The organism is Streptomyces sp. NPDC005485 (genome assembly GCF_040606085.1).
In the GTDB taxonomy this organism is placed as follows: Bacteria; Actinomycetota; Actinomycetes; order Streptomycetales; family Streptomycetaceae; genus Streptomyces.
Genome location: NZ_JBEXDZ010000030.1, coordinates 15,840 through 37,350 on the forward strand (window position 1 = coordinate 15,840; position 21,511 = coordinate 37,350).

Consider the following 21,511-nt stretch of genomic DNA (forward strand, 5'->3'; position numbering starts at 1 on the left):
ACGGATCAGCTGCCGGGCCGCCTGCCCCGCAGCCCGTCGAAGAGCACCGCCGTCAGCGCGTCCGCCAGAGCGGCCACCGGCAGGTCGCCTTCCGGGCGGTACCACTCGATCAGGGAGTTGACCGTGCCGAACAGGAGCCGGCTGATCAGGTGCGGGTCGATGTCGTCGCGTACGCCGCCCTCGGCCGCCGCACGGGTGACCAGGTCGGCGACCCGGTGGTCGAACTCGCGACGCCGTTCAAGGGCATGCTGCTCGACGGCGCTGTTGCCGCGGATACGCAGCAGCAGGGTGACGTAGGGGAGCTCGGCGGCGAGTACGTCGACGCTGCGGTGCACCACGTGCTCCAGGCGGGCGGTCGCCGTGGTGTCCGGGCCGGGGTCCTCGTCGAGCACGGCGAACAGGGCGTCCAGGGCCCGCCCGACGGCGAGGCCGAGGAGCTCTTCCTTGCCGGAGACGTGGTGGTAGATGCTCGACTTGCTCAGGCCGAGGCGGCGGGCGAGCTCCTCCATGCCGGTGCCGTCGTAGCCGCGTTCGTTGAAGACCACGACCGCGACCTCCAGCAGGGAGGCACGGTCGTAGGCGGGACGGTCGCGGCGGCCGACGGGGCCCTGCACAGGCGTTCTACTCACAGAACCATTGTGACAAGGCCGAGAGTCCCGTCCCCGCGGTCGCCGTTGATCACGGCTTGCGCAGGTCCTTGACCCGGTGGAGCTTGCCGAGCGAGCGCTCCAGGGTCTCCGGGTCGACGATCGTGACCTCCACGCTCACGCCGACGCCGTCCTTGACGCCCTGCGCGATGATCCGGGCCGCGGCCTCGCGCTGCTCGGCGCCGCTGTCGGCGCGGGCCTCGACGCGGACGGTCATGTGGTCCATCCGCTCGCGCCGCGTCAGTTGGAGCTGGAAGTGCGGGGCGACGCCGGGCGTGCGGAGCACGATCTCCTCGATCTGACTGGGGAAGACGTTCACCCCACGCAGAATGATCATGTCGTCGCTGCGGCCGGTGATCTTCTCGATACGGCGGAACGCGGGCCGCGCGGTGCCGGGCAGCAACCGCGTCAGGTCCCGGGTGCGGTAGCGGATGATCGGCAGCGCCTCCTTGGTGAGGGAGGTGAAGACCAGCTCTCCGTGCTCGCCGCCCGGCAGCACCTCTCCGGTGAACGGGTCGACGACCTCGGGGAGGAAGTGGTCCTCCCAGACGTGCAGTCCGTCCTTCGCCTCCACGCACTCCTGCGCCACGCCCGGGCCGATCACCTCGGACAGGCCGTAGATGTCGACGGCGTGGATGTCCATGCGCTCCTCGATCTCGCGGCGCATCTCCTCGGTCCACGGTTCGGCGCCGAAGATGCCGACCTCCAGGGAGGTGGAGCGCGGATCGACGCCCTGGCGCTCGAACTCGTCGAGGAGGGTGAGCATGTAGGAGGGGGTGACCATGATGATCTCGGGCCGGAAGTCCTGGATGATCTGCACCTGGCGTGCGGTCATGCCGCCCGAGGCGGGGATCACGGTGCACCCGGCCCGCTCGGCGCCGTAGTGCGCGCCGAGACCGCCGGTGAACAGTCCGTAGCCGTAACTGATGTGCACCTTGTGGCCCGGGCGGCCGCCTGCGGCGCGGATGGAGCGGGCGACCACGTCGGCCCACATGGAAATGTCGCTCTCCGTGTAGCCGACGACGGTCGGCCGGCCTGTGGTGCCGCTGGAGGCGTGGATGCGGCGGACGTCCGCCATGGGGACGGCGAACATGCCGAAGGGGTACGTGTCGCGCAGGTCGGCCTTGGTGGTGAAGGGGAACCGGGACAGGTCCTCCAGGGTCCGGCAGTCGTCGGGCTTGACTCCGGCCTCGTCGAACTTCCTGCGGTAGTGCTCCACGTTGTCGTACGCATGCCGCAGCGTCGCCCGCAGCCGCTCCAGCTGGAGTCCCCCGAGCTGCTCGGGCGTCATCCGCTCGCCGTCGTCCAGCAGCTCCGCGGGGAGCGGCTCTCCCCGGCGCGCTCCCGGGACCGCGGGGGCTGTCAGGTGGCTGCTCATGGCGACTCCTCTGTGCTTGTGTCCGCTGTCCCGATGTCCGCTGTCCCTGTGTCCTGTGTCCGCGTGCTTCGGACGCTACGGCTGCGTCCGCGGAACTCCGCGACCACCTCGTCGCCGCGTCGGACGCTCACGTCGTAGATGCCGCTGCGGCCGAACCGGGTGCGCACGCGCGCGGTGGCCACCAGGACGTCGCCCTCGTGCGCGGGGGCGACGAACTCGATGTCGGCTCCGGCCGCGACCGTCACGGGGCCATGGCTGTTGCAGGCACAGGCGAAGGCGGTGTCGGCGAGCAGGAACACGTAACCGCCGTGGGCGATCCCGTGGCCGTTGACCATTTCCGGCGTCACCGTCATCCGGAGCGCGGCGGTCCCCTCGCCGTGCTCAAGGAGCTCCATGCCCAGAGCGCGGGACGCCTTGTCGGCAGCGAACATCGCCTCCGCGGGGCCGGGTCCCGGAGGGTTCGGCTCCCCGGAAGCGGACGTCCTGTCAGTGGGCTGTGCCACTCTGTTCACCACCTTGTGAGCCGACCGAACATTCGGTTAGCGTGCGGCACGGCCAAGTAATCCAGCATCACCACTGCCTGTCAAGAGGTGGATCCGCATGCCCGACGACTACCCCGAGTGCCCTGAATTCCTGCCTCGCGAGGAGCCCGCCCGTGCCTGACGAGGTCTATCTCATCGACGGTGCCCGCACCCCGCAGGGCCGCTACGGCGGAGCGCTGGCCGGCGTACGCCCCGACGACCTGGCCGCCCTCGTCGTGGGCGAGGCTGTCCGCCGCTCCGGCATACCGGCCGACGCCGTGGACGAGGTGATCCTGGGCGCCGCCAACCAGGCGGGAGAGGACAACCGGGACGTGGCCCGTCTGGCCGCCCTGCTGGCCGGGCTTCCGCACACCGTCCCCGGCTACACCGTCAACCGGCTCTGCGCCTCGGGTCTGACGGCCGTGGCGAGCGCTGCGCAGGCGATCCGGTGCGGCGAAGCGGACCTGGTGGTCGCGGGCGGAGTGGAGTCCATGACGCGGGCTCCCTGGGTGATGGCCAAGCCCGGCACTCCCTGGGCCAAGCCGGGAGAGGTGCACGACACCTCGCTGGGCTGGCGCTTCACCAACCCGCGCTTCACCGCCGCCGACCGGGCCGTGCCCGCGGACGCCGGCGGCGAGACGGCCAAGGTGACCCTGTCGATGGGGGAGACGGCCGAAGAGGTCGCCGCGCTGGACGGCATCACCCGCACCGAGTGCGACGCGTTCGCACTGCGCAGCCACCGGCGGGCCGTCGCCGCCCAGGAAGCCGGCCGCTTCGACCGGGAGATCGTGCCGGTCCCGGTCAAGGGCGGCGAGGTCACCCGCGACGAGGGCCCCCGCCCGGGCGCGAGCCTGGAGAAGCTGGGAGCGCTGCGCACCGTCTTCCGCGACGGGGGTGTCGTCACGGCGGGATCCGCCTCGCCGCTGTCCGACGGTGCCGCGGCGCTTGTGGTGGCGAGCGCGGCGGCCGTCAGGCGCCATGGGCTGACACCGCGTGCGCGGATCGTCGCCTCCGCCTCGGCGGGAGTCCAGGCCCACCTGATGGGCCTCGGCCCGGTCCCCGCCACGGAGAAGGCCCTCGCCCGCGCCGGATGGGAGACCGGCGACGTGGACGCGATCGAGCTGAACGAGGCCTTCGCCGCGCAGGCACTGGCGGTCATACGACGCCTCAAGCTCGACGAGGAGAAGGTCAACGCCGACGGTGGCGCCATCGCCCTCGGTCACCCGCTCGGCTGCTCGGGCGCCCGCATCCTGCTCACCCTGCTGGGGCGACTGGAGCGCGAGGACGCCCGACGCGGACTCGCGGCCCTGTGCGTGGGCGTCGGACAGGGTGTCGCGATGCTAGTGGAGCGCGTGTGACTCCTCCCCCCGGAAGCGATCCGCGGAGGCGAGGGCTTGCCCGCACAGGGGGACCTCGTCGTATCATTGACCGAACGAATGGTCGGTAGGGAAGTTGGTTTCGATGGCCACCACACAATCCAGTGCGTCACCCTCCGCGCCGTCCGCCGACGACGCCGAGCCGGAGCTCCAGCAGCACTTCGACGCGACGATCGCGCGGGACCAGCGGATCGAGCCACGGGACTGGATGCCGGAGGGCTACCGCAAGACGCTCGTACGACAGATCGCGCAGCACGCGCACTCGGAGATCATCGGCATGCAGCCGGAGGGCGACTGGATCACCCGGGCGCCTTCGCTGCGCCGCAAGGCGATCCTGTTCGCGAAGGTCCAGGACGAGGCCGGGCACGGGCTGTACCTGTACTCGGCGGCCGAGACGCTGGGTGCCGACCGCGCAGACCTCACCGAGCGGCTGATCGAGGGCCGGCAGAAGTACTCGTCGATCTTCAACTATCCGACCCGCAGCTTCGCCGACGTCGGCGTGATCGGCTGGTTCGTCGACGGCGCGGCGATCTGCAACCAGGTGCCGCTGTGCCGCAGCTCGTACGGGCCCTACGCACGGGCGATGGTGCGCGTCTGCAAGGAGGAGTCGTTCCACCAGCGCCAGGGCTACGAGCTGCTGATGACGATGATGCGCGGCACCGAAGCCCAGCGCGCCATGGTCCAGGACGCGGTCGACCGCTGGTGGTGGCCCTCGCTGATGATGTTCGGCCCGCCCGACGGCGACTCGCCCAACTCGGCCCGCTCCATGGCCTGGAAGATCAAGCGGCACAGCAACGACGAGCTGCGTCAGCGCTTCGTCGACATGACCGTGCCGCAGGCCGCGAAGCTGGGCGTGACGCTGCCCGACCCGGAGCTGCGCTGGAACGAGGAGCGCGGCCGCCATGACTTCGGCACCCCCGACTGGTCCGAACTGCAGCGGGTGATCAGCGGCGACGGGCCGTGCAACACGGAGCGCGTCGCGCGGCGCAGGACCGCGCACGAGGAAGGCGCCTGGGTGCGCGAGGCGGCCACCGCCCACGCGGCCAGGCAGAGCAAGCGACGTGAGGAAGGCGCGGTGGCATGAGCGACACCGAGAGCAGAGACACCAAGAGCGCCGAGGGCACCGGCGCCGACAGCACGAAGAAGGAATGGCCGCTGTACGAGATATTCGTGCGCGGCAAGCGCGGTCTCAACCACGTCCACGTCGGCTCGCTGCACGCGGCCGACGACCGGATGGCGCTCACCCACGCCCGCGACCTGTACACGCGGCGCAACGAGGGCGTGAGCATCTGGGCGGTGCGCTCGGAGCACATCGCCGCCTCCACGCGCGACGAGAAGGACCCGTTCTTCGCGCCGAGCGCCGACAAGGTCTACCGCCACCCCACGTTCTACGACATCCCCGACGACGTCCCCCACATCTAGGAGCAGGGCATGAGCGACGACCACGTCTACCTCTCCCTCGCCGAGGGGCACGACGACGGCAGCGACGCCCGATGGGCGTTCGGCACCGGCTTCGAGGACCCGCTGCACGGCGTCGACACCGGCGTGCCCGAGGGCATCGACACCGCCGAACTCGTCGCGACCTGCCTGGCGCTCGGCGACGACGCCCTGGTCTCGGCGCAGCGCCTCGCCGAGTGGTGCACACGGGCGCCGGAGCTGGAGGAGGAGGTGGCGCTCGCCAACATCGGGCTCGACCTGCTGGGCCAGGCCCGGCTGCTGTACGCACGCTGCGGCCAGGCCGACGGCACCGGCCGCGACGAGGACGCGTACGCCTACTTCCGTGACGCCGCCGACTTCCGCAACGTCCGCCTGGCCGAACTCCCGGTCGGTGACTTCGCGTTCTCGATCGTGCGGCTGCTGGTGCTGTCCAGCTGGCGTCTGGCCCACTTCGAGCGGCTCACCGCGTCCGGCGACCCGGTGCTCGCCGCGATCGCCGCCAAGGGCGTCAAGGAACTGACGTATCACCGCCAGTACGCCGCCGAGTGGGCCGTGCGGCTCGGTGACGGCACGGCCCAGTCGCACCGCCGGATGGTGACCGCACTCGATCAAGTCGCGCCGTATCTGGGCGAGTTGTTCGCCGCCTGCGACGTCCGGGACGAGGTGACGGCAGTCCTGCGCCAGGTCACCGAGGCCGCCGGGCTGCCCCTGCCCACGAGCACGACCCTGCCGGGACAGGGCAGGAACGGCGACCGCACCGAGCATCTCGCCCCGCTGCTGGCCGAGTTGCAGAGCGTCGCCCGCGCACACCCGGAGGCGACATGGTGACCGCCCTGCCCCGCACGGACCTCCGGCGCGCCCGGCACATCGCCGAGCAGGTGCCCGACCCCGAGCTGCCCATGCTCACCCTGGCCGACCTGGGCGTGCTGCGCGACGTCGAGGTCACGGCGGACGGCACGGTCGTCGCGAGCCTGACCCCCACCTACTCCGGCTGCCCGGCGATGGCCGAGATGCGCGCGGACGTCTCGGCGCGGCTGCGGACGGCCGGCTTCGACCGCGTCGAGATCCGCACCGTCCTCGACCCGCCGTGGACCACCGACTGGATCACGGCACAAGGCCGCCGCAGGCTCGCCGAGCACGGCATCGCACCGCCCGGCCCCGCGCCCCGGCGCCCGTCCGGGCCCGTGCCCCTCGACCTCTCGCCCACCCGCCGTACGGTGCCCTGCCCGCAGTGCGGCTCGGCGGACACCGAGGAGACCTCGCGCTTCGCCGCCACGTCCTGCAAGGCCCTGTGGCGCTGCCGCACCTGCCGCGAGCCGTTCGAGTACGTCAAGGAGATCTGATGGAAGACCTGCTGGCCCCGGCCGCCCGCGCACAGGCCGCGGCCCGGCGCACCCGCCGCCCGGCCTTCCACACGCTCCGGGTGGCCGCGGTGCGGCGGCTGTGCGAGGACGCGGCCGCCGTCAGCTTCGAGGTGCCCGGCGAACTGGCCGAGGAGTTCGCCTTCGCGCCCGGGCAGTCGCTCACGCTGCGGCGCGAGATCGACGGGCGCGACGAGCGGCGCTCGTACTCGATCTGCTCCCCGGCCGGCGCCGAGCCCCGCATCGGAGTGAGGGTGGTTCCCGGCGGCCTCTTCTCCTCCTGGCTGGTCCACGACGTGCGCCCCGGCGACAGTGTCGAAGTGATGGCCCCCACCGGCGCGTTCACACCCGACCCGAGCACGCCCGGCCACCACGTCCTCATCGCGGCCGGCAGCGGCATCACCCCGATGGTGTCCATCGCCGAGTCCGTCCTCGCCGCCGACTCCCGCTCCCGCGTCACCCTCTTCTACGGCAACCGGCGCACCGACACGGTGATGTTCGCCGACGAACTCGCCGACCTGAAGGACGAGTACCCCACCCGGTTCCAGCTGGCGCACGTCCTGTCCCGCGAACCGCGCGAGGCCGAGCTGCTCACCGGCCGTCTCGACAGCGACCGCCTGGCCGCACTCATCGACGGCCTGGTCGACGTGGACAGCGCCGACCACTGGTGGCTGTGCGGCCCGCACGGCATGGTCCGCGACGCGCAGACGCTCCTGGCCGGGCTCGGCGTGCCCCGCGACCGGGTGCACCAGGAGCTGTTCTACGCCGACGACGAGCCCGTGCAGCCCGTACGCCACAAGGACGCGTCCGTGGACGGCCCCGTCAGCCAGGTCACCCTCACCCTTGACGGCCGCTCCACCACCTCCGCGCTCTCCCGGGCCACCACGATCCTCGACTCCGCCACCCGCCTCCGCCCGGACATGCCCTTCGCCTGCAAGGGCGGCGTCTGCGGCACCTGCCGCGCCCTGGTCACCGAGGGCGAGGCCGACATGCGCCGCAACTACGCCCTCGAACCCGCCGAGGTCGACGCGGGTTACGTCCTGACCTGCCAGACCTTCCCCGTCTCGGACACACTGACGGTCGACTTCGACAGCTGAGAGAGACAAGGACGACCGCCCGTGACGCTCACCGATCCCGGCCGCATCCGTCTGTTCGTCACCAGCCACGGCCCGGCCGACGCGCCTGTCCTGCTGCTGGTGCACGGCTGGGGCGGCGACGGGCGCGAGTGGGCGCCGCACGCCGAGGCGCTGGCTGAGCGGTTCCGGGTCGTCGTACCGGATCTGCGCGGGCACGGCCGCTCCGAGGTCCCGGCGGACGGCCATACGCCGCTGGAGATGGCCGGGGACCTGGCCGCGCTCCTCGCCGCGCTCGGCGCCGGGCCCGCGGTCGTCGTCGGACACTCGATGGGTGGCCAGGTGGTGAATCTGCTCGCCGTCCATCACCCGGAGCTGGTCCGGTCGGTCGTCGCACTGGACCCCGCGCACGGCGCGCACGGCACCGAGGTCGACGGGATCCCCGCCCGGCTCGCCGAGTACCGCGAACACGGCGCCCGCGCGGCGGCCGACTTCGTGGACGGGGCCTTCTCGCCCGACGCCCCGCCCGGCCTGCGGACCGCCCACGTCCGCACCATGCTCGGCACCCCCGACCACGTCGTCGCCCAGGCGTACGCGGGCATGTACACCGACCGCGGCGCGGTGGGCGTCCGCCCGCACAGCGAGGCGTACCTGCGCCGCCGCCCGCAGCCCGCGCTCACGGTGTGGACCTCGCCCGAGGCCGCCGGATGGGAGCGCGGCACCCTGCACGCGCCCGGCTCGCGCGTGGACCACTGGCCCGGCACCGGCCACTACCTGCACGAGGAGCACCCTCGGCGCACCATCCAACTCATCGACGACTGGGCAGCGGACCGACCCGGCCGAGGGAACGGCTAGGGGGGCTTGAAAGTCCCCCACAGCACCCGCGGCGCCCGGCATGCACCCTCGCCGCACCGGCCGAAGCTGCAAGTACGTCCAGTACGAGGGCCTCCGTCCGGCACGCCGAGGGCACGCACCGAACACCGCGGGCACCGCACAGGACTTTCAACACACCCCTAGTCGGACAGCAGACGCTCCTGGTGGCGAGGCGGAGTCCCCTCGTGCCAGGGGACGACCTCGCCGAAACGGACGAGTTCGCCGTACGTCGAGGGGTCGACGCGCTCGGACAGCAGCAGGTCGAGCACGGGAATCGCGGCCCGCGCCGGGGTCTGCGCATGGCTGAAGTCGGCGAACCAGGGCCGCGAGAGCGGGGTGTCCACGAGCCCGGGGCACACCGCCGCGATCAGCGTGTCCTGGGTCAGATCGGTGGCCCGGCGCTCGGCCGCGACCGCCCGTACGGCGGCCACCTGGGCGACCTTGGACGGGACGTTGATCCACTGCGGCCAGCCCAACTCCTCGGACGTGCCCGCCTCCACGGCGGCGCGCCAGGACTCGACGACCTTCTCCACCTCATCGAGGGAGGCGCCGTCGAACAGGGGCCGCAGTGGAGGTTCGAGATGGCCGAGGGTGCCCAGCGAACTGGCCACAACGAGCAGCCGCCCACCGGGACGCAGCACCGGGCCGAACGAGCGGAGCACCGCGTGCGCTCCGCCGTTGGCGACGCCGATGAACGCGTCGGCCTGCTCGGCCTGCGGCCGGTCGGGCGTCAGCATGGCGCTCGCATTGGACACCACGATGTCCACTCCGCCGTAACGCGCCCGGAGTTCGTCGGCCGTCCGGGCCACCGCGTCGGCGTCGGAGACGTCGAGCGCCCGGCCCTCGACGCGGCTTCGGGTGGTGGGAGCCGCGGCGACACGTGCCGCGGCGTCCGCGACACGCCGGGCGTCGCGGCCAGTGAGCAGGACCAGGTCGTCCGGCCCCATCCGGGCCGCCAGCCCCTCGACGAGAGCGAAGCCCAGACCCTGGTTGGCGCCGGTGACAAGAGCGATGCGTGCAACAGTCATGACCACCACGGTAGGAACCGGTTGGCCATGCGTCCAACGAAAGTTGCTCACCTCTGGTATGCGTAAAGCTCATGGACTTCACCGATGTCTCGCTCGTCGCGCTCCGCGTCTTCCGTGAGGTGGCCGAACGGGGCACGCTCACGTCGGCCGCTGCGGCACTCGGGTACACCCAGTCCGCGGTGTCCCGACAGATCGCCTCGCTGGAACGGGCAGCCCGGGCACCGCTGTTGGAGCGACGCCGTGACGGAGTGCGGCTGACCGACGCCGGACACATCGTGCTGCGCCGCGCGGTGACGGTGCTCGACCAGATCGACGCCACAGCCCGCGAACTGGCCGGGCTGCCCGCCGGAGCGGGGACCGTGCGGCTCGGCTGGTTCGCCAGCGCGGGCGCCGTCCTACTGCCGCGGGCCGTCGCCGCGCTGCGCCGCAGCCACCCCGCCATCACCGTCACCACCCGGGAGGGCAGCACACCGGCCCTGATCCGTGCGCTGCGCGCGGGCACGCTGGACCTCGCGCTGCTGGCGTCGATGCCGCCCTTCCGCCCGCTCGACACACAGTCGCCGCCACTGACCGTGCAGACCCTCGCCGAACGCACCCTGTGCCTGGCCGTGCCCGTCGGCCATCCCCTCGCCGCGCACGACGTCGTCGACGTCACCGAACTCCGTGGCCAACGCTGGATCGCCGGCGCCTCCTCCGGCGACGAGCGGCTGATGGGCGTCTGGCCCGGCCTCGACGAGCGGCCCGTGATCGCTCACACGGCCCGCGACTGGCTGGCCAAGCTCAACCTCGTCGCGGCCGGCTGCGGCCTGACCACGGTCCCGGCCTCCCTCGTGTCCGCCGCCCCGTCCGGCGTACGCATCCTGACCGTCCGCGGCGGCCCCAGGGAGCTCCGCCGCCTCGTCCTGGCCCGCCTCCCGCGCCCCCTCCCGGAACCGGCCGCCCGGCTGGCCGAGGCGCTGCGCGCCGCGGCGGCGGAGGTGCACGCGCCGGACTAGGCAGCAGGAGGTCCGCTTCTCGTGGGCAAGCCCTCTGCGCAGGTGCGGTAGGGTTCACCTGCACGATCACGCGGGAAACCGCGGGTGAACGCACCGGGACGTGGCGCAGCTTGGTAGCGCACTTGACTGGGGGTCAAGGGGTCGCAGGTTCAAATCCTGTCGTCCCGACTTGCGGAAACCGCAGGTACAGAGGCTGCTTCGGAGTGATCTGAAGCAGCCTCTTCGGCGTTCTGGCGGGGCCGCCTGAGTCAGGTCAGGGTGCGATCGGCAGTTGGCGCTTGTGCTCGGTGAGCCGGTAGCGGTGCACGATCGACCGGAAGACCGTCTCGCTCACCTCCCTGCCCTCCAGGAAGTCCCCGATGTCGTCGTACGTCACCCCGAGCACGTCCTCGTCGGGCTTGCCCGGGGCGAGGGTCTCCAAGTCGGCGGTGGGGGTCTTCCACACCAACTCGTCCGGAGCGCCCAGCAGTTCGGCCAGGGCCCGCACCCGGCGCTTGGTCAGTCCCGCGAGCGGTACGACATCCGCCGCGCCGTCGCCGTACTTGGTGAAGAAGCCCGACACGGCCTCGGCCGCATGGTCGGTTCCCACCACCAGGCCGTTGTACGCGCCCGCGACGGCGTACTGCGCGATCATCCGCTGCCGTGCCTTGATGTTGCCGTGCACGAAGTCCTCGTGCCCGGCGTCGCGGAAGACCACCCCGCCGGCCCGGCTCGCTTCCAGCGCGGCGTCGCTCGCGGGCCTGATGTCCACGGTCAGCACCTGGTCGGCGCAGATGAAGTCGAGGGCGAGCTGCGCGTCCTTCTCGTCGGCCTGGACCCCGTAGGGCAGGCGCATGGCGTAGAACGTCGCGTCGTGCCCGGCGGCGCGGGCCTGCTCCACGGCGAGCTGGCACAGCCGCCCGGCGGTCATGGAGTCAACGCCGCCGCTGATCCCCAGGACCAGGCAGCGCAGATCCGTCGACAGCAGCCGCTCGGCGAGGAAGTCCACCCTGCGCCGGGTCTCCGCCTCGCCGTCGAAGGTCTCGGACACCTGCAGGTCCCGGGCGATGTCGCGCTGCACGGCGATGGACACGGGATCGCTCACGGCGGCTCCTCATACTCGGTCGTGGCAGGCAAGCGTGAAACGCGCCCGGACGGCGGTGTATCAAGGGCGCCACGCCTGCCCCGATGCGCACTCCGGTGCCGCCGAGTCTAGGCCGTCCCATCTGCTCCTTCACCGTGATCTCGCTCTCGCGCCGGAGGGGCCCCGAGGTGCCGTCGGCGGGAAAACGCTTGGACGCCGCGGGCGTCGCCGCGGGACACTGCAAGTCCTGGCCTGCCCGTGCCCGCGAGGTCACGGAGGCGACGGGACCTCCCCGCAACAGCATGCGGCGGGCTCTCGTACGACAGGTCGGGATGACGACACCGGGGGGTGGGGGATGGGATCGCCCGAAGCGCGCGAGGCTTCGCCGGGCCGGGGCTCGGTGCTCCTCGCGCTTCGTTATTACGGACGGGAGTTGGCCCGGCTGAGGCGTCTTACGGTGCCCGCGATGCTGCTGCCGGCACTCGGCAACATCGGTCTCAACTACATCGCGCCGCTGGTGGTCGCGAAGCTGGTCGGCCGCATCGCCGGCGACTCCGGTGTCGGCATCGCTTCGACACTGCCGTACGTCCTCGGTTTCGGCGGTGTCCTGCTGCTCGCCGAGGCGGTGTGGCGCATCGGCCTGCACTTCCTGAACCGTCTCGACGCCCACGGGATCGAGCACCTGTACGTGATCGGGATGGACGAACTGTTCGCCAAGGACGCCGCGTTCTTCCACGACAACTTCGCCGGGTCGCTGACCAAACGGGTGCTCAGCTTCGCCTCCCGCTTCGAGGACTTCATCGACACGCTGGCCTTCCAGGTGGTGGGCAGCTTCGTTCCGCTGGTGTTCGGGTCGGTGGTGCTGTGGCGCTACGAACCGCTCCTCGTACTCGGGCTCGTGGCGATGATCGCGCTGACGGCGCTGTGCGTGGTGCCGCTGATCCGCCGCCGCCAGGCACTCGTCGACCGGCGCGAGGAGGCGATCGCCCGGGTGTCCGGCCATGTGGCCGACAGCCTCATGAACATGGACACGGTCCGGGCGTTCGCCGCCGAGCAGCACGAGGCAGCCGAACACCGCTCGCGGGTCGCGACGTCGCGGAGGCTCACGCTCAGGTCGTGGGACTACGGCAACCTGCGCATCGACACGGTGGTCGCGCCGCTGTCCGTGCTCACCAACGCGCTGGGGCTGCTGCTCGCGGTCGCACTGGGCGGCGGCGAGCACGGCGTGGAGGCGGTCGTGGTCGCCTTCACGTACTACACCAACGCGACGCGGATCATGTTCGAGTTCAACCAGATCTACCGACGCTTGGAGAGCTCTATGACGGAGGCGGCACAGTTCACCGAACTGCTGCTGACACCGCCGAGCGTCCTCGACCCGCCGTCGCCGGAGCCGCTGCTGTCCCGGCCCGCCGACGTCCGCTTCGAGCAGGTGACCTTCGCCCACGCGGGCGCCGAACCGCTCTTCGAGGGCCTGGACCTGGCGGTGCCCAGCGGGGCGAGGATCGGTCTCGTCGGCCGTTCCGGCGGGGGCAAGACCACACTGAGCCGGCTGCTGCTGCGGATGACGGACATCGACGCCGGCCGGATCCTGATCGGCGGTCAGGACATCAGCAGGCTGCGCCAGGCCGACCTGCGCAGCCTGATCGCCTATGTGCCGCAGGACCCGGCGATGTTCCACCGCACGCTGCGGGACAACATCGCGTTCGCCCGGCCGGGCGCCACCGACGCCGAGATCCGCCGCGCGGCCGACGCGGCGCATGTCTCGGAGTTCGCCGACGCGCTGCCGGACGGCTTCGACACCATGGTGGGCGAGCGCGGCATCAAGCTCTCCGGCGGGCAGCGTCAGCGGGTCGCCCTCGCCCGGGCAATCCTGCGCGACGCGCCGATCCTGCTCCTCGACGAGGCGACCAGCGCCCTGGACTCCGAGAGCGAGCTCCTCGTCCAGGAGGCGCTGTGGCGGCTCATGGACGAGCGGACCGCGCTGGTGGTGGCCCACCGGCTGAGCACGGTCGCCACCATGGACCAACTCGTCGTCCTCGACCGCGGACGCATCATCGAGCAGGGCACCCATCAGGAACTCCTCGCCTCGGACGGCGCCTACGCGAAGCTATGGCAGCACCAGTCGGGCGGCTTCCTCGACGACAGCCCGGCCGGGGCCGACCTGCACTGAGCGCGGCGGACCCAACGGCCCTGCGGCGTCCAGGACTTGGGAGCGTGTATCACCTCGGCCCTGAAGTCCGGAGGCTGTCGGCAGAAGCCAGTGGGGAGCAGGAGACGACGGTATTCTCCTGCCAGTGGTTGGCGCGACGGGGGCAGGTCGACATGCGGTTCATCTTCGTCCACGGGACTGGTGTGCGGCGCGAGCGCTACGAGAAGCTGGCCGACCTGGTGTCCACTGGACTGAGGGCCCGGCTGCCCAAGGCCGAACTGGAGTCGGTCTACTGGGGAGACGCGCATGGCGCCGAACTGAGCGCGGGCGGCGCATCCGTCCCGGGCGCCGACCGGGTGCGCGGAGCCGAGGGTGCCGGCAGCCCGCTCGACGAGGAGACCGCCGTCTGGGCCCTCCTGCTCGCCGATCCGCTCTGCGAACTGAGAGTACTGGCCGAGTGCGCAGCCGCATCCGAGGACGAGTTGGAGGCGCCCGGCGTCAGGGGCGTGGGCAGCCAAGTCGCGGAGCGGATCGATGAGTTGACAGCCGACATGGCTCCGAGCGGTGAGTTCGCGCTGCTGTTTGAAGCCACCGGCCTGGCAGGCAGCTACCCGTCGGCAGTCGAACAGGTCGCCGTATCCGCCGAGTTCGCGGATGCGTGCGGCGCCGTGGCCGATGCGCCCGGGCTGAGTGAACTCGTCTCCGCGACCGCACGGGCCGTGGTCGCCGGCGCGCTCGCCGGGGCGGGCGACGAAGCGTGGTGCACCGGGGACGAACGCGACAAGCTCGTCGATCTCGTCGTCGCCCGGCTCGGCGGCACCGGACGCTTCCCCGGCGGCCGTGCCGCGGCCGTGCTGGGCGCCCTCGCCCTGCGGCTGACGACCCAGCCGGCGCTGGACCACTGGAGGACACCGCTGACCGCCCGTGCGGTGCCGGCGCTCGGTGACATCCTGCGCTACCAGGCGAGAGGCGGGCCGCTGCGCGACCACCTGGAACGCGTGATCACGTCGAGCCCCGAACCCGCGGTGGTCATCGGTCACAGCCTGGGCGGGATCGCCCTGGTGGACCTCTGTGCCCTCGCCGCCATCGGACAGACCGCCACGCCCCGGCCGCACCTGCTGGTGACGGTCGGCTCCCAGGCGCCCTTCCTCCACGAACTCGGCGCGCTCACCGGGCTCCCACCCTCGGCCGGACTGCCACCCGGCTTTCCGCGCTGGCTCAACATCTACGACCGCAAGGACCTGCTCGCCTACCGGGCCGAGCCCGTCTTCCCCGGCGATCCCAGAGTCACCGACCACGAAGTCAGCAGCCGGCAGCCCTTCCCGCTCAGCCACAGCGCCTACTGGAAGCTCGATGCGGTGTACCACCGGATCGTGGAGGAGACCGAGGCGTCGACGTGAGCGCGTCCGACGCGTTTGACGTGTCCGATGACGTGCCCGATCCGATCGATCCGCGACGGGTGTTCGCGCTCGTCGTCGGCATCGAGTCCTACGGGATCAGCCCCACCTGGGACCTGCCCGGAGCGGCACGGGACGCCGTGCGCTTCGCCGACTGGCTCACCGCCGACACAGGCGTCCCCGAGGATCAAGTGCACCTCCTGCTGGCCCCGTTGGAACGGACCCGGCCGGATCTGGAAGGCCGGACCTACCGCGAACCCAGCAAGGACCGGGTCGAGCGACTCCTCTTCAAGGAACTGCCCGACTGCGACGGTGACCTGCTCTGGATCTACTGGGCCGGGCACGGCTATCTCGACCACACACACCAGATGCTGCTCCCTTACGCGGACGCGACCCGCGACTGGACCACTCATCTCAATCTGGAAGCGACGCTGCGCTGGTGGAAGTCGGCAGGCCCGGCCGACGGCCGCTTCCGCCGGCAGATAGCCATCGGCGACGCCTGCCGGGTCGACTCCCGAGCCGCCAGGAAACTCACCTTCGGAAACAACGGCTACGGGGCCAGACCGCCCGATCCGCGCCGACGCCAGTTCACCCTGTATGCCTCGCACGCCGGCGAACTCGCGCAGAACCTCGCCGACCGCGGTGCCGGCCAGTTCACCGACACGCTTCTGCGCCGGCTGAAGGGGACCACGCTGGAGCAGAGCGTCCACGGACTGGTGGGCATCGCCCGCTCCGTGCAGGCCGACCTGCGAGAGCTGCGGGCACGCGGACTCGCATGGCAGCACCCGCAGTTCGTCATCGACCGCGACTGGAGCGGATCCACCATCCTCGGCGAGCGCTGGACGGATCCGCACACGGCCGGGCCCGGGGCGCCGCGCCTCGACCAGCCGGCCTGGGACGAACTGGCACCGCTGCTGCGCGCCCCGGACGTCCCCGCCCACACCTACGACGCCTACCGATGGGCTTTCGAGATCACCGGCTGCGCCTTTCCGGCCCACCGGGGCCTGCCGCCCGGCGGACTGGCAGGCATCGCCCACGACCTCGACGCACGGCAGGGCCGCCGACCGGACATGCCCTTGACCCTGCCCTTCGTACAGCTCCTCGCGAGGCGCTCGGCCGACGCCCAGTGGGCGCGAGAGGCGGCTGCCTGGGTCGAGAGGACCCGCTCACGCCTGGGGGCCGCCCCCGTTCCCGTACCGCCGGGGCCGGATCCGGAGGTCGTAGCCCTGCATCTGAGGCTGGAGCCCGACGCCGAACACGACGGCGTGCACTGGGCGCGCATGTGGCTCCACCGCGACGGGCGCTTCGAGGCCGTAGCCGAATCGGAGCGGCCGCTGACGATGGTGGAGATACGGCAGGAGCTGGCCCGGTACCTGCTGACGGCATCCGCGCAGGAGGTGCGACGCATCGAGTTCCACCTGCCGTTCCGGCTCCTCGAGGAGGAGTTCGAATGCTGGCGGCTGCCCATCGGCAGGCGCGGCAAGCCGGTCGAACTCGGCTGCCACTTCGAGGTGGTGGTGCGCTGTCCGGACGAGCGCGACGGTGTGGCGGGCGCGCTCTGGCACCGCAAGTGGCAGTGGTTCAAGGCCCATGGAGGGCACGACCCCGAGGCGGTCGTCGAACTGGCCGACGAGGCGGTCTCCGAGACACTGGGTACGGTCCTGCAGGCTACCGAACCGCCGGTCTGCGTGCTGGCCGACGTGTCCCGCCAGCGGCTGCTGGACGCCCTCGACGCGGTGCTCGACGCGGGCGTCCCGATCGCGGTGTGGCGGCGGCGCGGCCCCGGCCGGGGCGGGCTCGGAGCCGAGCTGGCCGACGAGAAGAAGGGCCTGGACGTGCGCCAACTCCCGGCCCTGCTGCGGAAGTCGAGAATTCCGCGCCCCGGCGCTTCGGCCGAGGGAGCGTGTCCGTCCCCCTATCCTCTGGCCCTGATGTGGGACGACCCCGAGCGTGTACCCGAGAGGCGGCCGCTGTCATGACGGCGAAGGACTGGTGGATCTACGACGGGGCCGGAAGTGCCGAGTCCAGGAGGGCCAGATTGGCCGAACAGGCCCCACCCTGGCGGGAGTTCAGGGGAGTCCCGGATCCCGAGTACCGGCCTCCGGGGCTCGACGACGACGCCTGGCGGGAGTCGTGGCGGCGCGGCGCGGGATACGTACCGGACCTCGCGGAACAGGAAGCCGTCAACACGGCCCTGTACCTGCGCCGCCCGCTGCTGGTCACGGGCAAGCCCGGCGTCGGCAAGTCCACGCTCGCGTACAGCATCGCCGCGGACCTGGAACTCGGCCCCGTGCTGCACTGGCCCATCACCAGCCGCAGCACCCTGCGCGACGGGCTCTACCAGTACGACGCCATCGGCCGCCTCCACGACGCCAACCTGCGCAACCTGGGGCGGACGGCCAGGACTCCGGTCGACCCGTCCCTCGCGCCCTACCTCCGCCTCGGTCCCCTGGGGACCGCACTGCTCCCGCAGGAGCGGCCCCGGGTGCTGCTCGTCGACGAGATCGACAAGAGCGACATCGATCTGCCCGGCGACCTGCTCACGGTGTTCGAGGAGGGGGCTTTCGAGATTCCCGAACTGGCGCGGGTCGCGGCGCAGGAGCCGCAGGTGCGCATCGGCACCCACGACGACTCCGAGGCCCGCGCCCTGGTGAGCCGTGGGCGGGTGCGGTGCATGTCGTTCCCCGTGGTCGTCCTCACCAGCAACGGGGAACGGGACTTCCCGCCGCCGTTCCTGCGCCGGTGCATCCGGCTGCACCTGGAGCCGCCGGGCGCGGAGAAACTGACGCAGATCGTGCGGCGGCGGCTGCGGCTGGGCGAAGAGGAGAGCGAGCGCCACCGCGATCTTGTCGAGGCCTTCGTCGAGCGGCGGCTGGACGGCGACCTGGCGACCGACCAGCTCCTCAACGCCGTACAACTCCGTCTGAAGGGCGCATGGTCCGACACCGCCGATCAGGACCGGTTCCTGGAGACGGTTCTCCAGCGGCTCACCGGCCCGACCTCCGTCTAAAGGGCCCGGCCATGCTGGAGGAACTGCGCGCCGCACTGCAGGAGTCGGGTGTCGAGGCCGGCCCGGAGGAACTCGCCGACATCCTGTGGCTGGCCGAGCGGGTCGGCGCCGGTGCCGGGCCGTCGCGCAGCGCCGGGGACGGGCAGCCGGCCACGGGGGAGCAGCAGACACCGCTCCCGGCGCGGCAGGGCGCGCCGAACGCGGGCGCGTCCCGCTCCGGCGTGCGCCACTACAGCCCCGCGGCCGACGAGGAGGACGAGGCGGGCACGGCGCGCGGCGAAGCCGTCCGGGTGCGCCGGGCCAAGGCGCTGGACAACTCCCTCGCGCTGGTGAAGGCGCTGCGTCCACTCGGCAGGAGAACCGTCACCGGAGTCACCGGAACCGAACTCGACGAGGACCGCACCGTCACCGCCAGCGTCGAGCAGCGCATGATGACGCCGGTCCTGAAGCCACGCCGCGACCGTTGGCTCGACCTCGCGCTGGTCGTCGACACCCACCACTCCATGCTGCTCTGGCACGACCTGGTCGCCGAGCTGAGCCACGCCCTCGCCCGCTCGGGCGTCTTCCGCGACGTCCGCACCTGGTTCCTCGGCGGCACGGACGGCGCGAGCACCCCATACGTCGCCTCGGCGCGGGGCGGCGAGCCGCGCAGGCCCCAGGAGGTCGCCGACCCCACCGGCCACCGGCTCATCGTGGTCGTGACGGACGCGGTGGCCGCGGGGTGGCGCGAGGGGCAGGTGCACGACGTCCTGCGGCAGTGGGCCACGCACAGCCCCGTCGCCCTCGCGAACGTGCTGCCGCGGCGCCTGTGGGGCAGCACGACGCTGACCCCGGAAGGCATCCTCGTCCGGGCCGGCCGGCCTGCCGCCCCCAACGTGTCCTGGAACCTGCTTCCGACCCGGCCCACGGAACGGCACTCTGCGCGCGGGCGGTCCCGAGGCCCGGGCCCGTACGACCCGGGCCGGCGCACGGCGATCCCCCTCGTGGAGGTCTCACCGGCCGGACTGCGCACCCTCGCGTCGCTTGTCGCGGGCGGCGGACGCTGGCGCCGGATGTCCTGTCTGACCATTGGCCGCACGCAGGCCGGCACGAACCCGCCGCCCGCGCCGAGAGGGAACGTCGCCGACGGCACCGAGGCGCTGCGCCGCTTCCAGGAGAGCGCCTCGCCGCTCGCCCAGGAACTCGCCGGATACCTGTCGGCTGTCCCGCTGACGCTGCCCGTCATGGCTCTCGTGCGCCGCGTCATGCTGCCCCGCTCCGAGCACGGGCACCTCGCGGAGGTCGCCCTCGGGGGACTCCTCGCTCCCTGGCAGGCGGCGGGCGAGCAGCCGGTCCAGGACATGGCGCGGTTCACCTTCGACTTCCTTCCCGGCGTACGGGAGGCGCTGCTGGGGGCCCAGCTTCGGCACGAGGTGACCGCGGTGCAGGACCTGGTACGCCGGGAGGTCGCCCAGTACATCGAGAACCGCCTCGGGACTTCTGGCGGTGACTTTCCCGCGGTGCGTACGCGCACGGGTGGGGCGGGCGCCGAAGGGCGAGCAGTCGGAGCAGGAGCCGACGGGCGGGGCCGGGCGGTCCGTGAGGGCGCCCTACCGTTCGCCGACTCGGGCGAGCCCGCGCACCGGCTGCCGGGCGTGCTGGAAGCGGGGGCCATCGAACTCGGGGTGCATCAGATGTCCCTGCCGGGCTCGGACACGTTCCCGCCCGGGATCCCGCCCTACGTCGCGCGCGATCACGACGGCCCCCTGCGCGAGGCCGTCAGCAGGGCCGCTGCCGGGGAGCGAGTGTGCGTGATCCTGATCGGACACTCCCTGTCGGGCAAGACGCGTTCGGCCTGGGAGGCGATCCGCACGCTGCCGTCGGAATGGCGGCTTCGTGCCCCCGCTGATGAGGCGAAGGCACTGGAGAGCATGCGCGAGGCGGGCCCGCGCACGGTGCTCTGGCTCGACGACCTCGATCGGTTCCCCCTCGGGGGGAGGCTCTTCGACGGGGAAGTGACACCAGGGCTGGTGCTGGCGACCGTGCGATCCGCCCGTTGGGCGCTGGACGAGCTGACCGACCGGGTCAGGGACGGGGTGACGCTCATCCACGTGCCGCGTGCCTTCAGCGAGAGTGAACGAGAGCGCGCGCGGTCGGCCTGGGCGGCGGGCGGTGGCTCTGCCGCGGTGGAGGCTCCGGACGGCAGGGTTCTGGAGCGGCTGATGCTCCGGCCGGTGTTCCTGGAGGCCTACGGCAGCATGCCACGCACCACGCGAGCGGTGATCGACGCGGCCGTCGACGCCACGCGTCTGGGCCATCGATCTCCTTTGTCCCCACAGCTGTTGCTGCATGCGGCAACGGGCTACGCGAGGGATGGTGGACGTGATGCGGAAGTGACCGACGAGGCTCTGGAGAGAGCTACCAGTCCGCTTCTCGGCGGGACGGGTCTCCTTGTACGCGGCCGTCGAAAGAGTGGAGAGGCGTACAAGGTGGACGCCTTCGTTCTGCAACTGCTGTCGGAGGGCCGGCGCGACGCGTTCCCCGAGACCTTGTGGGAAGCGCTGGAGCAGCATGCGTCGAGGCTGGACCTGGCAGCTGTCATCCAGTCCGTTCGGGAACTGGGCCTCACGGAAGCGGCGCAGCGACTCGCCCGGCGGCTGGCCCCCGACCCGGATCTGATGACGGTCACGCTCTTGGCGGGTGACCTCGAACTGGGCTCGGGGGTGGTGATCGCTCCCGACCTCATCGTGGCCCCGGCCCGGCTCCTGGGTGAAGTCTCGGGACCTCTGCACGTCCTGCCCCGACTGCAGGGGCAGGCGGTCCCGTATGTGGCCGAGCGTTCTCTGGTCCGACCGGACAGCAACCTGGCGCTGGTGAGGGTGACGGACTCCCGATGGGGGGTGGGGCTCCGGGGAAGTCAGTCCACGGGTCACATCGCGACGCTCGGACAAGTGAAGTTGCGCCAGGGCAGACGATTCACGGTGGTGGCCGACGCCGCTGGTCCCCGGACGGGGGGAGGTCATTGCGCCTACGTCGACACACAGGTGGGCGGACAGAACCGGCTGGAGGTGCAGGGGCCGGTGAACCCGGCGGTCGACGGCCTCCTTGGGTCCCCGGTACTGGACGAGGACGGAAGGGTCGCCGGCCTGGTGACCGATGTCGTCGACGGTGTCTTCCTCGTGGCGACGGCCGAGGAGATCGGGAGCATGTGGGCGGCGTTCCGG

At 71.9% G+C, this 21,511-nt stretch carries 17 protein-coding genes, 1 tRNA gene and 1 pseudogene; 14 read left to right on the forward strand and 5 right to left on the reverse strand.

Annotated features, from left to right (window positions below):
• Window positions 1–5: 5 nt before the first annotated feature.
• The 3 genes from ABZS97_RS13070 to paaI all read right to left on the reverse strand — a co-directional run bounded on the left by ABZS97_RS13070 (window position 6) and on the right by paaI (window position 2,456).
• Window positions 6–614: a TetR/AcrR family transcriptional regulator gene (locus ABZS97_RS13070; RefSeq protein ID WP_356136963.1), complete on the reverse strand. Its 609-nt coding sequence runs from the start codon at window positions 612–614 to the stop codon at window positions 6–8.
• 64 nt (window positions 615–678) lie between these two features.
• A complete protein-coding gene (gene paaK, locus ABZS97_RS13075) occupies window positions 679–2,025 on the reverse strand; it encodes a phenylacetate--CoA ligase PaaK (RefSeq protein WP_356136880.1) in 1,347 nt (448 codons plus the stop codon).
• A complete protein-coding gene (paaI, locus tag ABZS97_RS13080; RefSeq protein ID WP_356136965.1) occupies window positions 2,022–2,456 on the reverse strand; it encodes a hydroxyphenylacetyl-CoA thioesterase PaaI in 435 nt (144 codons plus the stop codon). Before paaI ends, paaK begins: the two co-directional genes overlap by 4 nt.
• Window positions 2,457–2,680: 224 nt before the next feature.
• Here paaI and ABZS97_RS13085 point away from each other — a divergent pair, with 224 nt between their 5' ends.
• The 7 genes from ABZS97_RS13085 to ABZS97_RS13115 all read left to right on the forward strand — a co-directional run bounded on the left by ABZS97_RS13085 (window position 2,681) and on the right by ABZS97_RS13115 (window position 8,648).
• Window positions 2,681–3,904: a thiolase family protein gene (locus ABZS97_RS13085; protein WP_356136882.1), complete on the forward strand. Its 1,224-nt coding sequence runs from the start codon at window positions 2,681–2,683 to the stop codon at window positions 3,902–3,904.
• A 103-nt stretch (window positions 3,905–4,007) separates the two neighbouring features.
• Entirely contained in the window at window positions 4,008–5,006 is a 999-nt protein-coding gene (gene paaA / locus ABZS97_RS13090; RefSeq protein ID WP_356136884.1) for a 1,2-phenylacetyl-CoA epoxidase subunit PaaA, read from the forward strand.
• The gene (gene paaB / locus ABZS97_RS13095; RefSeq protein ID WP_356136886.1) at window positions 5,003–5,344 is read left to right on the forward strand and encodes a 1,2-phenylacetyl-CoA epoxidase subunit PaaB; all 342 of its coding nucleotides are present in this window, start codon (window positions 5,003–5,005) and stop codon (window positions 5,342–5,344) included. The genes paaA and paaB overlap by 4 nt, the downstream gene beginning before the upstream one ends.
• 9 nt (window positions 5,345–5,353) lie before the next feature.
• Window positions 5,354–6,187, forward strand: coding sequence for a 1,2-phenylacetyl-CoA epoxidase subunit PaaC (paaC, locus tag ABZS97_RS13100; RefSeq protein ID WP_356136889.1), 834 nt, complete (start codon window positions 5,354–5,356; stop codon window positions 6,185–6,187).
• Window positions 6,181–6,702, forward strand: a complete 522-nt coding sequence (paaD, locus tag ABZS97_RS13105; RefSeq protein ID WP_356136891.1) for a 1,2-phenylacetyl-CoA epoxidase subunit PaaD — start codon at window positions 6,181–6,183, stop codon at window positions 6,700–6,702. The genes paaC and paaD overlap by 7 nt, the downstream gene beginning before the upstream one ends.
• Window positions 6,702–7,817 (forward strand): 1,2-phenylacetyl-CoA epoxidase subunit PaaE, encoded by a 1,116-nt coding sequence (paaE, locus tag ABZS97_RS13110; RefSeq protein WP_356136893.1) that lies wholly within the window; start codon window positions 6,702–6,704, stop codon window positions 7,815–7,817. The genes paaD and paaE overlap by 1 nt, the downstream gene beginning before the upstream one ends.
• 21 nt (window positions 7,818–7,838) lie before the next feature.
• Window positions 7,839–8,648, forward strand: a complete 810-nt coding sequence (locus ABZS97_RS13115; protein ID WP_356136895.1) for an alpha/beta hydrolase — start codon at window positions 7,839–7,841, stop codon at window positions 8,646–8,648.
• Between the two features lie 158 nt (window positions 8,649–8,806).
• Here the strand turns inward: ABZS97_RS13115 and ABZS97_RS13120 are convergent, their stop codons facing one another.
• Window positions 8,807–9,694 (reverse strand): SDR family NAD(P)-dependent oxidoreductase, encoded by an 888-nt coding sequence (locus ABZS97_RS13120; RefSeq protein ID WP_356136897.1) that lies wholly within the window; start codon window positions 9,692–9,694, stop codon window positions 8,807–8,809.
• Between the two features lie 71 nt (window positions 9,695–9,765).
• Here ABZS97_RS13120 and ABZS97_RS13125 point away from each other — a divergent pair, with 71 nt between their 5' ends.
• Window positions 9,766–10,689 (forward strand): LysR family transcriptional regulator, encoded by a 924-nt coding sequence (locus tag ABZS97_RS13125; RefSeq protein ID WP_356136899.1) that lies wholly within the window; start codon window positions 9,766–9,768, stop codon window positions 10,687–10,689.
• A gap of 94 nt (window positions 10,690–10,783) precedes the next feature.
• Window positions 10,784–10,857 (forward strand) — tRNA-Pro (locus ABZS97_RS13130).
• A gap of 85 nt (window positions 10,858–10,942) precedes the next feature.
• Here the strand turns inward: ABZS97_RS13130 and nadE are convergent.
• Window positions 10,943–11,773, reverse strand: a complete 831-nt coding sequence (gene nadE / locus ABZS97_RS13135; protein WP_356136901.1) for an ammonia-dependent NAD(+) synthetase — start codon at window positions 11,771–11,773, stop codon at window positions 10,943–10,945.
• Between the two features lie 334 nt (window positions 11,774–12,107).
• Here nadE and ABZS97_RS13140 point away from each other — a divergent pair, with 334 nt between their 5' ends.
• From ABZS97_RS13140 to ABZS97_RS13160, 5 genes and pseudogenes are all read left to right on the forward strand, one after another.
• Complete coding sequence (locus ABZS97_RS13140) at window positions 12,108–13,922, forward strand: ABC transporter ATP-binding protein (RefSeq protein ID WP_356136903.1); 1,815 nt, start codon at window positions 12,108–12,110, stop codon at window positions 13,920–13,922.
• Window positions 13,923–14,074: 152 nt separating this feature from the next.
• Entirely contained in the window at window positions 14,075–15,301 is a 1,227-nt protein-coding gene (locus ABZS97_RS13145; RefSeq protein ID WP_356136905.1) for a hypothetical protein, read from the forward strand.
• On the forward strand, window positions 15,298–17,277 hold the full coding sequence (locus ABZS97_RS13150) for a hypothetical protein (protein WP_356136907.1): 1,980 nt from the start codon (window positions 15,298–15,300) through the stop codon (window positions 17,275–17,277). The genes ABZS97_RS13145 and ABZS97_RS13150 overlap by 4 nt, the downstream gene beginning before the upstream one ends.
• Window positions 17,274–18,308, forward strand: a complete 1,035-nt coding sequence (locus ABZS97_RS13155) for a MoxR family ATPase (RefSeq protein ID WP_356136909.1) — start codon at window positions 17,274–17,276, stop codon at window positions 18,306–18,308. Before ABZS97_RS13150 ends, ABZS97_RS13155 begins: the two co-directional genes overlap by 4 nt.
• 11 nt (window positions 18,309–18,319) lie before the next feature.
• Window positions 18,320–19,756: pseudogene (locus tag ABZS97_RS13160) on the forward strand (SAV_2336 N-terminal domain-related protein); the annotation flags it as partial.
• Window positions 19,757–21,511: the final 1,755 nt, after the last annotated feature.

Bases quoted from the DNA above. Each gene is read 5' to 3' on its own strand.
- paaE (WP_356136893.1), top strand. From the start codon at position 6,702: ATGGAAGACCTGCTGGCCCCGGCCGCCCGCGCACAGGCCGCGGCCCGG.
- paaD (WP_356136891.1), top strand. From the start codon at position 6,181: ATGGTGACCGCCCTGCCCCGCACGGACCTCCGGCGCGCCCGGCACATC.
- ABZS97_RS13145 (WP_356136905.1), top strand. From the start codon at position 14,075: ATGCGGTTCATCTTCGTCCACGGGACTGGTGTGCGGCGCGAGCGCTAC.
- ABZS97_RS13125 (WP_356136899.1), top strand. From the start codon at position 9,766: ATGGACTTCACCGATGTCTCGCTCGTCGCGCTCCGCGTCTTCCGTGAG.
- ABZS97_RS13140 (WP_356136903.1), top strand. From the start codon at position 12,108: ATGGGATCGCCCGAAGCGCGCGAGGCTTCGCCGGGCCGGGGCTCGGTG.
- paaA (WP_356136884.1), top strand. From the start codon at position 4,008: ATGGCCACCACACAATCCAGTGCGTCACCCTCCGCGCCGTCCGCCGAC.
- paaC (WP_356136889.1), top strand. From the start codon at position 5,354: ATGAGCGACGACCACGTCTACCTCTCCCTCGCCGAGGGGCACGACGAC.
- paaB (WP_356136886.1), top strand. From the start codon at position 5,003: ATGAGCGACACCGAGAGCAGAGACACCAAGAGCGCCGAGGGCACCGGC.
- paaI (WP_356136965.1), bottom strand. From the start codon at position 2,456: ATGTTCGCTGCCGACAAGGCGTCCCGCGCTCTGGGCATGGAGCTCCTT.
- ABZS97_RS13120 (WP_356136897.1), bottom strand. From the start codon at position 9,694: ATGACTGTTGCACGCATCGCTCTTGTCACCGGCGCCAACCAGGGTCTG.
- ABZS97_RS13155 (WP_356136909.1), top strand. From the start codon at position 17,274: ATGACGGCGAAGGACTGGTGGATCTACGACGGGGCCGGAAGTGCCGAG.
- paaK (WP_356136880.1), bottom strand. From the start codon at position 2,025: ATGAGCAGCCACCTGACAGCCCCCGCGGTCCCGGGAGCGCGCCGGGGA.